Here is a 12521-nt window from a genome sequence, read left to right on the forward strand (position 1 = left end):
GTCAGCCAGAGATAAATTGCGGGATATCCGAGAAACGAAATGAAGATGATTGAATGCTATGAACCGGACTTTGTCCGCACGTTTTTGTCCCGCCATCCCGGCTCCCCGCTGCATACCCGTCAGGTCTGGCAAGATGAAATCCGCCACAGCCTGACGCTAACCGACGCCGCCAGCTGCGAGGCGGCGTTCGGCAATCCGCACGCCTTTGCGCTGCATACCAGCCAGTGCGAAGCCATGCCGGACGGCCAGCCGCTCTCCCTGCGCGAGCAGACGCTGAACCAGGCGGCGCTGAACGCGGTCACCCTGCCCGCACTGCAACCGGAGCTGCGCCTCTACGCGCTGGGCATTTTGCTTTCGTACAGCGAAAAACTGCCGGGCAACAGCGAGGAGACGCTCGCGCAAATCGCATCGCTGCCGACCAGCCTCGCCAACCTTGCCCGGTCGGGGAAATTACAGCAACAGTTCGCGCTACTGCCGTCGGTGCCGCAATTACAGTGCCGGTTGATCACCCTGCTCGGCGGCCAGGAATTTGACTGGCAAACGCTGCCTGACGGCGCGCGTAAGATAAGCCTGCCACTGCAGGTCAGCTTGCTGGCGCTACAGGATGCCAACAGCGAAGCCTTATTGCAGCAGCAGCTACAGGCGCAATGGCAGGAGACGCATGAGCGTTACTTTGCCCACGAAGCGTGGATTTTCAGCAATTACCTGATTTACCGTCTGTATCACGATATGTTCCCACAGCATGACGGAGAAGGCGTCGCCGGACGCTATTTCGCGCTGGCATGTGACTTTTTCCTGATCCGTACGCTGTTCAGCCTCTGGACGCTCGACGGTTCGTCGCTGAGCCATGCGGATATCTTCGCGCTGTTCGCCCTGTTTGAACGCTGGCGGCACAGCGAAAGCGCCGCCTTCCTGCGCCGCCAGGCCGAAAGCCGGTTGCCGACCGACCACCTGCTGTCTGCTTTTTCATTGCTGATTTGTTAGCGCTCGTTTGCCGGGCTACGGCCCGGTTTTTTTTTCGCGAATCTCACCATGTCAAAATCGTCTAAAGCCCATACCGTTCCCGCAGGCGTTTTCAAAACGCTGGATACCGGCCGCGAAAAACCGTTTGTCAGCGTCGTCACCCCGACCTGGAATCGCGGCGCTTTTCTGCCCTGGCTTATCTATATGTTTCGCTATCAGGATTACCCGGCGGATCGCCGGGAGCTGGTGATCCTTGACGATTCGCCGCAAAGCCATCTGCCGCTTATCGACCAGCTGACCCAGGGCAACCCCGCCGCGTTCAACATTCGCTATATCCATCATCCGCAGAGGCTGGCGCTGGGGAAAAAGCGCAATATGCTCAACGCGCTGGCGAAAGGGGAATACATCCTGTGCATGGATGACGACGACTTTTATCCGCCGGATAAAATCTCTTACACCATTGCGATGATGCAGCGCCACCGGGCGCTGATCTCCGGTTCCGATCGCATCCCCGTCTGGTACAGCCATCTCAACCGCCTGTTTAAGACCCGCAGCTTTGGTCCGCAAAATATTCTTAACGGCACCTTCTGCTATCACCGCAACTACCTGAAGAAGCACCGCTACGACGATGAGTGCAACCTGAGCGAAGAGGAAGCTTTTACCAATAAATTTACTGCCAACCCGCTTCAGCTGCCGGGCGAACGCACGATTCTGTGTATTTCGCACAGCCACAATACCTTCGATAAAGACTTTGTGCTGGGGGCCAGCGAACCGCTGGACGTCACCCTTGAGCAGACGGTTCGCGACCCGCTGCTGCGTAACTGGTATCTGAGCCTGCATAACGCCACCCACCATCAGCCGATTTGCTGGGAGGCGCTCGATCGGCTGGTGATCGTCAATCTCGATCGGCGAACGGATCGCCTGAGTCAGATCCGCTAGGAGCTGGCCCTGCTCAACGTACCCGAAGAGAAGATTGTCCGCCTGGTGGCCTGCGCTGCGGAAAATGGTCAGTCGGGCCGTCGCCAGTCGCACCAGCAGGCGCTACAGATGGCGCAACAGCAGGGCTGGCGCAACTATCTGCTGCTGGAAGATGACGTGGTGATCCTCAAGCAGGAGAAACACATCAGCGTCCTCAACGCCCTGCTGGGGGCGCTGACGAAGCTGCCGTGGGAGGTGGTGATCCTCGGCGGTAAAATCCGTCAGGGGACGGTGCTGAAAAGCCTGAACGGCATGATTCACGCCCGCGACTGCCGGAAGGTCTGCGCTTATCTGGTAAACGGCAGCTATTACGCGACGCTGGCGCAGCAGTTGCAGCACGATCCTTCCGCTACCCCGGAAGCGCAGTGGCAGCCGCTGCTGCGTGAGGGCAAATGGCTGGCCTGCTATCCGAGCCTGTGCTATCAGCGGCCAGGCTACAGCGATATTGAGAAAAAAGAGACCGACAATATTGGTTTTTATTTCAATAAAATCAATAAATCACCGGCAAGCGTTCAGCCTGCGCGCCCCGCACAGCCCCCTTCCGCGGCGGCCACTGACAATCTTATCGCCTTCTTTATGGAGACTGCCTTTCATTACGCGATCTACCGGCCAATCATTACGGCGCTGCAGGCGAAGGGGCACGTCTGCACATTGCTGATTAACGATCGCACCTATAAGCCGTTTCTGGATGAAATGCTGGCCACGATTAAAACCATTAACGATCCCGCCCTCGGCGGCGTGCGGATATCTGAGATCATGGCGCAGGGGAAACGCTTTAAATGCCTTGTGAGCCCCTATTACGTTCCCGATCTTAATAATCTGGCGGAAATTCAGGTACGGGCGATGTACGGCCTGGCGAAAGAAGAGTGGAACCATGCCTGGTGGAATGCCTTTTATCACCGCATTCTGTGTTATGGTCCCTACAGCCAGCAGGCGCTGGATATTAATGGCAGCGCAAAAGTTGTCGGCAACCCGCGCTTCGACCTGTGGCATCAGGGGAAGGTGGATACCTCGCTTCCCGAATCACTGAAGCTGGACGCCAGAAAACCGCTCCTCCTGTATGCGCCAACCTACGGCGCGCTCAGCTCGCTGCCGCACTGGGCAGAGAAACTCGAAAGCCTGAGCCGGGATTACAATATCATCACCAAATTGCATCACGGAACCTGTTCGCGCCCCGAGGAAAAAACCGCTCTGGCGCTGGCGAATAAACACCTGCGAAAAAGGCTCGACGGGCCGGAATATGTGTTGCCGCTGCTGGCCTGCGCCGACTATGTCTTAACGGACAACAGCGGGTTTATTTTCGATGCGATCCATGTGGGTAAAAAAGTTATTTTACTCGACTGGCCAGGCCTGGACTCACTTCTGCGCAGCCAGCAAAGCTACTCCAGCCCTTACAGCGCAGAACAGCGCCTTCGGGAAGTATTACCGGTTGTCCGTAATACCGGCGAGCTACGAGACGCATTATCCATCAACGCTGACTGGGCGGCGCGTCACTCCCGGCTGGACGATATTCGACAGCACTACTGCGATCCTTTTATGGATGGCCGGGCCGGGGAGCGCGCGGCGCAGGAGATTATCTCAGCGATAGCCAATTCTGAGCTCGTGCGTGAAAACCGTTTCCTGACCAGCCTGCAAAAAAAATTATTTTAGCCACTTTTTCGCCAGCGCCCGGGAACATTATTTTCAGGACACCACCGATGCACATTTATACTTATTGGGTAAACCAGCCGGGCAGCAGTATGCCGGATTATCTTAAGCTCTGTATGCAGACATGGATAAAGGCTATTCCGGGCGTTAAGATAGTAATTATTAACCATGACAACATCCGGCAATACCTGCCCGGAACATTACTCAGCGAAGCGTTCTTTAACCTGCCGCTGGCGATGCAATCCGATGTGGTTTCCGTATGGGTGTTATTATCGCGTGGCGGAATGTTTATTGATGTGGATACCATCATGACCGCCAATCCCTTTGCAACCGGCGCTTTTAACGAAGCAACGCTGTACGCTTTCGGTTATCAGCAACGTCAGCAGATCCACCTTGCCATCCTGTTTTGTCAGCGCAGACAAAACCCTTTACTTTACCAATGGATAACCGAAATCGGCAAAAGACTGGCGCAGCCGCTCCCCTCGCCGTTGCCCTGGGACTGGGTAGGCAATTCCATTATCAACCCTCTGCTCAGGAAAGATGAGATGAAGCCGCATTATGAAATTCTGGAAGCGCAGGCGTTCGGCAATATTCTCGAGCTTTCCGTCGCGGATGAAAATCCCTGGAACCGCTATATTAAATTCTGGTTTACGCCGCCAGCGCAACCGCTGAATGAATTACTCGCCAGGGTGAAAGGGGGGATGATATCTCTGCACAACTCCTGGACGCCGGAAATTTATCGCACCGCCACACTTCAGGATATTATTAAAAGCAAAGACAGCCTGATGCTTTCGCATTTGCTGGTTAATCTTGCTGGATTCTGATGACTTCAATAATGGAGGTGGTGGAAACCGATGGGGTGCGGGGAAAATACACCACCTTACAAAGCCAGGATAAGTTATCGAATTTTCCTCGCCAGTCGTCGCCCATCACCAGAATATCGGCCTGAAAGCGGCGAATATAGTCCGCTTTTTGCTCCAGCGACTCTTCGAGAAAGACCTCATCCACCCCCTTGATGCCTGCCAGAATGTCCATACGGTCGCTCTGGCTGTACACGGGCGCGCGCCCCTTTTTGCGGATGTTTAACGCATCGGATGAAACGCCAACCACCAGTCTCTCTCCCAACGCGCTTGCCCGCTGCAAAATTTTTAAATGACCAACGTGAAAGACATCGAAGGTGCCGAAGGTGATGACGGTTTTCATCGCTGCCCCAGCTGTTTATTGCGCAGCCAGCACTGACCGGCGATCTCGTCCACCGCCTTCTGCTCTTTGGCGAAAGCCTCGTCGCGTAGTTCGTTACGCTTCTCATCCAGCGTCATCGCCACCACCTTTTCCTGGCAGGCGGCGGCGACAAGGTTCTTCTGAATACGCCCCTCCTTGATTTTCGCCAGCGTCTTTTCCTGCTCCTGCCAGGCGATAACCTTGCGCAGCGTACCTTTATAGTCCGTGACGTTCTTCAGCGATTCGACGCAGGGCGCTCCGGCCCCGGCGGAGGTCTTCTGAATCAGATAACCCAGCGCCTTAATGTTGTTCTCATAGCCCGCGCACAGCTGCTGTTGTTTCGCCAGCTGCGCCGTCATGTCTTTTACCGCTTTATCGCGCAGGCGCTGTAGCTGCGCCAGGGTATCGATAATCTGCCGCATCGTTATTTACCTTCGGCTTTTCTGGCGACCGGAAACAGGGTTTGCAGACGGTTGAGCACCCGATCCAGAGAGGCGGGTTCGCTGACCTCCTGACGCAGAAAACGCTCAATCGCCGGATAGAGTTTGACGGCTTTATCGACGCCGGGATCGGCGCCCGCCACGTAGCCGCCCAGCGGTATCAACGGTTTGATCTCCATCCAAGCGGCGTAGTTCTGCTTCAACTGACGGGCGGCCTGCTGATGCTCGCGGCTGGTCACCTGCGTCATACAACGGCTGATCGACTGGCCGATATCGATCGCCGGATAGTGCCCCGCCTCCGCCAGTTTACGGGTTAAGACAATGTGACCGTCGAGCACCGCGCGCGCGCAGTCAACGATCGGATCCTGCTGATCGTCCCCTTCCGCCAGCACCGTATAAATCGCGGTCATTGAACCTTCGCTTTCGCTGTTGCCTGCACTCTCCACCAGCCGCGGGATCATACCGAAAGCCGAAGGCGGATAGCCTTTGGTGGCGGGCGGTTCGCCCAGCGACAGGGCGATTTCCCGCTGCGCCATCGCGTAGCGGGTCAGCGAGTCCACCAGCAGCAGGACGTGCTGGCCGCGGTCGCGGAACCAGGCGGCGATGGAGTGACACAGCTCGGTGGCCTTCAGGCGCATCAGCGGCGACTCATCCGCTGGCGCCGCCACGATAATCGACTTCGCCAGCCCCTCCGCGCCCAGCGAATGGTCAATAAATTCTTTCACTTCGCGGCCACGCTCGCCGATCAGGCCGACCACCACGATATCGGCTTTGGTCTGGCGGGTGATCATCCCCAGCAGTACGCTTTTGCCGACGCCGCTGCCCGCCATCAGTCCTACGCGCTGGCCTTTGCCGATGGTCAGCAGCCCGTTGATCGCCCTGACGCCGACATCCAGCGGCTGATGCACCGCCCGGCGGCTGAGCGGATTAATGGAGGGGGCCTGCGGCGGCAGCACGTCGCTACCGCTCAGGCGACCTTTGCCGTCCAGCGGCTCGCCGAGGCCGTTGACGACCCTGCCCAGCCAGCTGTCGCTAATCAGGATCTCCTGGGCTTTCTCTTGCGGAAAAACGCGCGCCCCCGCCATCAGGCCGACGGGATGTTTGAAGGGCATCAGATAGGTGATGTCGCGGTTGAAACCCACCGCCTGGGCGTCGATCAGGGTACGATCGGCGCTTTCAATCCGGCACAGCTGGCCGGTCACCAGCGGACAGCCGACGCTTTCCAGCAAAATGCCGTTAACTGTGGGGTGGTGATCAATTCTGGACTGAGCCCGAGCAGCCTGGACGAACCTGCAAGCCTTGAGTGGTGCGGGATGTGAGAGATTTTGCCGATTCTGGATCGTTTTGAAAGAAATGACCAAAAGTGCCTTTTTTTGCGCTTTATTCTGGACTACTTTGATCTGGTGGTGCAGGAAAGCGATCGCCTTTTAAAAGATTTTAAAAACTGTTTTAACCTTGCTTGATTTGTTCCTTTCTTATCCGTCTTCTGTATTGGGCTTGTTGTGGATGTCGCTAATTAGTTGGCAGCATGCGCCCACCAGGCAGTAGGCGCTCATGCTGATTTTTTGCTTACAGGCTTCGTTTCTTGCTCCGGCGTGGCAACGGTATGACCACCTGGCGACCCAGCTCGTATACGAGATTCGATACGGCGCAAAATCTCTTTGTCAGTTTCTTCATTACCAGCCAATGCCATGCAAATAGTGTCTTTAAGCGATTCCCTGATGTTTAATCTTCTGATGGCATTCTCCAGTTCATCCAAGTCGCTGTCGGCCTGCTTAGTTTGCTTGGTGGGTTGCTGTAGGCGTTCCAAGATTCCTTTAATGCCCATATCGCATATTGCACTTATCAGTTGCTCCTTAACTTCTGTGGACGCTCTTTTCAATAACTCGTTAACTAGCTCGTTTGTAATATCGGGAGAAGGCTGCGCTGTTTGATTTGATAGAGAACCTTCTTTGGCGGTGGGTTCTTCACCGTAAGCGAGCCAATTTAAGCTCACTTGCTCTTTATCTGAGATAAGGCAAGCTATTTTAAAAGAAGGCTCTGTTCCTTTATGAATGTAGTTGTTTAAGGTTGAAGGGGGGATTCCCCAATCACTCGCAGCAGTTCTGACACTGCGGTTACCTATCAGCTTTACTAAACGCTCTCTGAAACTTTCTTTTCCCCGGTCGACAAAAGAAAAAGCATCATCATTTCTGGTCATTTTTTCTTTCCTCTATAACTAGTTGATTTTAATTGCAAAAACCACATAAAGACCAAAATCAAAAAGAAAATACAAAGAAAGGGCTATTTTTGCTTTACATGGGCTACATATGGATCAATACTTATATCCGAAGGGATAACACGGCGGTGTTATCCGCACGGATAACTTTTAAGGGTAACCTAATGATGGTTAGAAATGAAGTAATGAACAAAGACTGGCACCGCGAGTACATCGTTGCCGCTGTGCACACCAAAGGTTTTACATTGCGTGAACTTTCTGAACGCGCTGGTCTAAAAAAAGACTCTTTAAAAAATGCACTGTATCGCTCATGCCCTAAATATGAACGCATCATAGCCGATGCTATTGGTGTGGAACCTGCGGAGATCTGGCCAAGCCGGTATGCCAGTAAGGCGGCGTAATGTTTTATTCAGCCAATGAGCTGGCCGGTCTTCCTGGTTTGCCCGGTACAGTTCAGGGGGTGCGCTGGACGCTCAATCGGATCACAGAGACGCACCCGGAATGGAAGCGCAAGCGTGAAGGCACAAAAGCATTCGAGTATCACATCGACTGCCTGCCCGCTGAAGCGCAGAAAGTTTTACGTAAGCGCCTGACCCATCAGGTCCTGGAAGATACGCAACTGCCCGCAGTGGTTGAGCAGAAGGCAGTTAAAAACGTCACCGTTCGCGATGAACTGGAGGTGATGGTCAAATGCCCGGAACTGGCATTACGCGAAGTCCAGGCACTGACCGACAAGCAAAAGGCCATCGCTGATGCGCGGATATTGCTGGCTACCGAAGTGCATAAACTGCGTGAATATGCCGGAATGTCCAGGACAGCAGCAGTAAAACACATCGTTGATGGTATTCGTCAGGGGGCATTGCCTGAGCGCATTATTGAGGCCGCAGGCACTGCAAACGCCAGACAGGGTAAGCGAACTGGCGTCAGCTGGGGAAGTTTGCAGGAATGGTATTCCGCCTGGCTGATGGCGCGCGGTGATGCCAATCAGTTACTGGCGTTACTGGCTCCCGGTCATCATAAGGGAACACCGTGGGAGCAGGTCTGGTGGTTGAGCGATTTCTTTATGTTCTATCGTTCATGGAAGCGACCGACCGTTGAATATGCGTATCGCGAGTTTTCAGCCTGGTGGCATGAAAAGCACGCGAATGATGCGGGAATGCTGGCGGCACTGCCTTCAGTTCACGCAGTAAGACGGGTGTTAAGCAGCGTCCCGGTGATTGTTAAGGAGCGTTTCCGCTCCACAGGTTCAGCCTGGCGTTCGCTCAATCCCTTTGTGCGGCGCGACTGGACATCGCTACCGGTTAATGCGGTATGGGTCGGGGATGGTCACTGTATGAAAATGACCGCGTTTAACCCCCTGACCGGCAATATTTTCCGGCCAGAGGTGACGCTGGTTATGGATGCGGGGCAGCGCTTTGTTGTGGGCTGGTCACTGTCCCTGTCGGAGAACGTGATAGCCGTTGCTGATGCGTTACGTTACGGCATGGCGCAGCACGGGATACCGCTGATTTATTACTCCGATAACGGGGGCGGCGAAAAAAACCGGGTGCTTGACGCCGATATTACCGGGATTTTGCCCCGGCTGGGTGTGGAGCATCACACGGGGATACCAGGTAACCCACAGGGGCGCGGGGTGATTGAAAGGCTTAACAAGGAAATTCCCCGGGATGTGGCCCTGAGTTTCCGGACGTACTGCTCAAAGGGAGCAGACAAGGAAACCGTAATGATGCAGCAACGGATTATGCAGTCAGCCATTAAGGCCACCCACAAAGGGAAAGAGCTGACAAAACGGCAGGTTAAGGCGAGGGATGAAATCCCTACCTTTGAGCAACTGATGGCAGCCATAGAGCTGGAGGTCAGACGCTATAACAACCGGCCACACAGCAGCCTTCCCCGCAAAGAGGATGGCGAACATTACAGCCCGGCAGCGTATCGCCGGAAACTGATAAAAGAGCAGAATGTTGAAATTGATTTCCTGTCGCCGGAAGAACTGCATGAAATGTTCAGACCGGAAGTGACGCGCAAAACATTTCGCGGGGAAATTCAGTTATTCAACAATATTTATTACTCATATGATCTGGCCGCAGAGCACGGGAATGAAGTCAGGGTCAGTTACGATATTCATGATGCAAACAGCGTCATTGTCCGGCGGGCTGATGGCTCTTATATCTGCGATGCCATCTGGAACGGTAACAAGGTTGATGCCTTCGCTAAACCAGTTATCGAGCAAAAACTGGAGAAACGCGTCAGGGGCCGCATTGCACGGGCCACGCAGAAAATCGAAGAGGCTAAACGCGAGCTTACCCCGGCTATTACGCAGAAACCTGACTTTAATTTTGGATTTGGTCTGGAGCGTAAGGAGGAAAAGAAAAAAGAAGAACTTTATTTCTTTGCATCCGAGCGTGACCGCAATTTAAAGAAAGACGGCACAAACAACCGTTAATTTAAAAGGTATTTAATATGAGTTTAATTACGCAATTAAATGACGTAATGGCCCGTTGCGGCTATACGCAGACCCACGTTGGTCGCGCAATTGGTCGTAGTAGCGCCGTTATCAACCAGTACTTACAGGGTAAATATGTAGGTGACGTTACTGACGTTGAAGAGCGTATCTCTTCCTTTGTCAGTCGTGAGCTGGAGAAGCAAAGTAATCGTCGCGTTAAAGCGCAATTTGTCTCCACGAAAATAGCAGATAACGGACTGGAAATGCTCTCTTATGCTCATGCGTATTGTGAAATCTGTGTGCTGCATGGCGAGGCTGGTCTTGGAAAAACAATGATTCTGCGTGAATACGCCGCCAGAAACCGGGATGCGATACTGATTGAGGCCGACACAGGCTATACAGCCAGGGCGCTACTCGGGGAGCTGTGCCGCCAGCTGGGGGTAAAGGTTCGCGGCAACATTCACGAACTGATTGATGTCTGTGTGCGCGAACTGCGTGATTCCGGTCGTCTGCTGATGGTGGATGAAGCCGAGCTACTCCCCTACCGTGCACTGGAGGTTCTGCGCCGTCTGCATGACAAAGCGGGTATCGGGATTGTCCTGGCGGGTATGCCGCGCCTTGTGACTAATCTTAAGGGTAATCGTGGGGAGTTCGCTCAGTTATACAGTCGTGTGGGCGTGGCGCTTGATATGGGGAATACGTTGTCGCCAGAGGATTTTACTCCAATAGCCACAGAATTGATGCCGGAAGCGGAAACGCCAGAAATCGGCGAGGCGCTTTATACATATTCGCGTGGTAACGCCCGTCGCCTGTTCAAACTGGTGCGTGGCGTGTACCGGATGAGCGATGTCACCAAAGTACCGGTGAGCGTGGAAGCCATTGAGAAATTTTCCAAAATGTTAATTAAGTGACTGGAGTTTTGCGCATGGAAAAAATGGCTCTCAGAAATGAAATAAGGGCACTACAGAGTATTGGTCGTAATGGTTGTGTTTATTCTAATGGAACCCCTGGTGAAATTATTCCGTTTGTTGATTGCTTCGTGCCGGGTGAACTGCGCATTGATTTGTATTCCCGTGAACGGGAAATCAATGGAACCGGAAATACCAGCGACGACTGGGATGTTGATGAATGCTGTGCGCGATTAATGATTATTCCTTTTGAGCAGACTTTACAGGGGTTTCGTCGGGCTTATCGTCTTGCGCGTATGTGTGCCCGTCTTCCCCGTTATCAGTCACGACTTGCGTTTGCACTCAGATAATGCAGCGCAGAAATGTTAATTCACTGATGGAGAACAAGACGATGGACAAGCAGACCATTAACGCCGTCCGTTCCCGTGCCCGTGTGGCCATCCACACCACCGGCGGTCGTGTAACGGGGCAGCATCACCGTTTACCTGTGGTTTATGCCTGCCCACCTGTGGGTGGTCCTGTATGGCCGGTAACGGAAATCATCCAGACATTCAGCGGCCTGCGCCGCGTGGTGAAAACGTCCTGTATCGACGGCTGCACCGTCGTATGGCAGTAAAACGAGGAACTGAAAATGTCATTAGAGCTTGAGCTAACTTTCAGCCTGGACAGGCCTGGTAAACCGGAGAAAACCGTCGCGACGTATCAGTTGCCGCCTGATGTCACGGGAGAGCAGGTTTCCGACATTATCATAAAAACTCACTGTTTTATGAACGAAATTATTTTTAAATCGTTTGATTTCAAAGGAGAAAAACATGGCGGTTAAGTTGGAAGTAATTATCTATACCAATGAAAAAGGCTGTGTTTTAACCCAGACCACGGGGAGTTATTCGAAGGACGGAGCTTCCGAAAAGGAGTTTCAGGTGGCAACAAGATTACATGATGTTATCAAGGAAACGCTCAGAAATGACTATAACGGCGTGAATCTTTTTTCTGAAAACGTTGCGCCTTGCGCACATAACACAAATTAATCTGTAAATATTACTGAGGTAATTTAATTATGACGACTGAAAATAAAGTTAAGCAATACACGAAAACTCAAGCGCCTGAAGGTTACTGGGTGGATGCCCGTGGCGTAATGACACCTGAAAGCCTTATCAAAGATATTGACCGCGACCGCGAGCAGCTGGTCGGTGAGCTTGTGGAGATGGTGATTGCTGCCTCCGCCTCACTGCGGGAACTGAAACTGCGTGCCTTTGGTGATATTCAGGCGTTTATTGACCTGTCGGCGGAAAAATACGGCGCTGTGAAAGGCGGTAAAAAAGGGAATATCACGCTTTACAGCTTTGACGGGCGTTACAAGATTCAGCGCGCCATGCAGGACCGTATCGCGTTTGATGAACGCATTCAGACCGCGAAGTCGCTGATTGATGATTGCCTGGCTGACTGGACGGAAGGTGCGCGCCCTGAAATAAAAGCCATCATCAGCGAGGCATTCAGCACGGACAAGGAAGGCAACATTAATACCGGGCGCGTTCTGGCCCTGCGTCGCCTCGAAATTGAGGACGAACGCTGGAATAACGCCATGACGCTGATTGGCGAAGCGGTCCAGGTGATTGGCAGCAAAAGCTATATCCGCGTGTATGAGCGCGTCGGTGATTCTGATGAATACCGCGCAATCCCGCTTGATATTGCAGGGGTTTAAC

13 protein-coding genes and 2 pseudogenes are annotated in these 12521 nt (G+C 53.3%); 11 read left to right on the forward strand and 4 right to left on the reverse strand.

Annotated features, from left to right (window positions below; all coding sequences use genetic code 11):
• Positions 1-39 precede the first annotated feature (39 nt).
• From K7R23_RS25055 to K7R23_RS25065, 3 genes and pseudogenes are all read left to right on the forward strand, one after another.
• Positions 40-984 carry a hypothetical protein gene (locus tag K7R23_RS25055; RefSeq protein ID WP_012904664.1) on the forward strand — a complete coding sequence of 315 codons (945 nt, stop codon included), beginning with the start codon at positions 40-42 and terminating at the stop codon, positions 982-984.
• A gap of 48 nt (positions 985-1032) precedes the next feature.
• Positions 1033-3591 (forward strand): annotated as a pseudogene (locus tag K7R23_RS25060) (glycosyltransferase).
• Between the two features lie 47 nt (positions 3592-3638).
• The gene (locus tag K7R23_RS25065) at positions 3639-4412 is read left to right on the forward strand and encodes a capsular polysaccharide synthesis protein (protein ID WP_012904663.1); all 774 of its coding nucleotides are present in this window, start codon (positions 3639-3641) and stop codon (positions 4410-4412) included.
• Here the strand turns inward: K7R23_RS25065 and K7R23_RS25070 are convergent.
• The 4 genes and pseudogenes from K7R23_RS25070 to K7R23_RS25085 form a co-directional block, all read right to left on the reverse strand.
• The gene (locus K7R23_RS25070; RefSeq protein ID WP_012904662.1) at positions 4393-4791 is read right to left on the reverse strand and encodes an FAD synthase family protein; all 399 of its coding nucleotides are present in this window, start codon (positions 4789-4791) and stop codon (positions 4393-4395) included. The two genes, K7R23_RS25065 and K7R23_RS25070, sit on opposite strands and share 20 nt — an antisense overlap.
• Positions 4788-5231 carry a flagellar export protein FliJ gene (gene fliJ, locus K7R23_RS25075; protein ID WP_012904661.1) on the reverse strand — a complete coding sequence of 148 codons (444 nt, stop codon included), beginning with the start codon at positions 5229-5231 and terminating at the stop codon, positions 4788-4790. The genes K7R23_RS25070 and fliJ overlap by 4 nt, the downstream gene beginning before the upstream one ends.
• Before the next feature lie 2 nt (positions 5232-5233).
• Positions 5234-6490 (reverse strand): annotated as a pseudogene (gene fliI / locus K7R23_RS25080) (flagellar protein export ATPase FliI); the annotation flags it as partial.
• 311 nt (positions 6491-6801) lie between these two features.
• On the reverse strand, positions 6802-7449 hold the full coding sequence (locus K7R23_RS25085) for a helix-turn-helix domain-containing protein (RefSeq protein WP_012904660.1): 648 nt from the start codon (positions 7447-7449) through the stop codon (positions 6802-6804).
• A gap of 182 nt (positions 7450-7631) precedes the next feature.
• On the opposite strand from K7R23_RS25085, the gene K7R23_RS25090 reads away from it, so the two are divergent.
• Genes K7R23_RS25090 through K7R23_RS25125 form a run of 8 tightly spaced genes read left to right on the forward strand, consistent with a single transcriptional unit; the run spans position 7632 to position 12520 of the window.
• Positions 7632-7868, forward strand: coding sequence for a helix-turn-helix domain-containing protein (locus tag K7R23_RS25090; RefSeq protein WP_000989761.1), 237 nt, complete (start codon positions 7632-7634; stop codon positions 7866-7868).
• Positions 7868-9910, forward strand: coding sequence for a Mu transposase C-terminal domain-containing protein (locus tag K7R23_RS25095; protein ID WP_012904659.1), 2043 nt, complete (start codon positions 7868-7870; stop codon positions 9908-9910). The genes K7R23_RS25090 and K7R23_RS25095 overlap by 1 nt, the downstream gene beginning before the upstream one ends.
• A 17-nt stretch (positions 9911-9927) precedes the next feature.
• Positions 9928-10821: an AAA family ATPase gene (locus K7R23_RS25100; RefSeq protein ID WP_012904658.1), complete on the forward strand. Its 894-nt coding sequence runs from the start codon at positions 9928-9930 to the stop codon at positions 10819-10821.
• A 14-nt stretch (positions 10822-10835) separates the two neighbouring features.
• Positions 10836-11168, forward strand: coding sequence for a hypothetical protein (locus K7R23_RS25105; protein ID WP_148222057.1), 333 nt, complete (start codon positions 10836-10838; stop codon positions 11166-11168).
• A 26-nt stretch (positions 11169-11194) separates the two neighbouring features.
• The gene (locus tag K7R23_RS25110; protein WP_232796103.1) at positions 11195-11434 is read left to right on the forward strand and encodes a hypothetical protein; all 240 of its coding nucleotides are present in this window, start codon (positions 11195-11197) and stop codon (positions 11432-11434) included.
• A gap of 15 nt (positions 11435-11449) precedes the next feature.
• Entirely contained in the window at positions 11450-11641 is a 192-nt protein-coding gene (locus tag K7R23_RS25115) for a hypothetical protein (RefSeq protein WP_012904655.1), read from the forward strand.
• Positions 11631-11846 carry a hypothetical protein gene (locus K7R23_RS25120; protein ID WP_012904654.1) on the forward strand — a complete coding sequence of 72 codons (216 nt, stop codon included), beginning with the start codon at positions 11631-11633 and terminating at the stop codon, positions 11844-11846. Before K7R23_RS25115 ends, K7R23_RS25120 begins: the two co-directional genes overlap by 11 nt.
• Positions 11847-11875: 29 nt before the next feature.
• Positions 11876-12520 (forward strand): DUF3164 family protein, encoded by a 645-nt coding sequence (locus K7R23_RS25125; protein WP_000206136.1) that lies wholly within the window; start codon positions 11876-11878, stop codon positions 12518-12520.
• The last annotated feature ends 1 nt before the right edge of the window (position 12521 follow it).

The sequence above is a fragment of the Citrobacter rodentium NBRC 105723 = DSM 16636 genome, assembly GCF_021278985.1.
Classification (GTDB): domain Bacteria; phylum Pseudomonadota; class Gammaproteobacteria; order Enterobacterales; family Enterobacteriaceae; genus Citrobacter_A; species Citrobacter_A rodentium.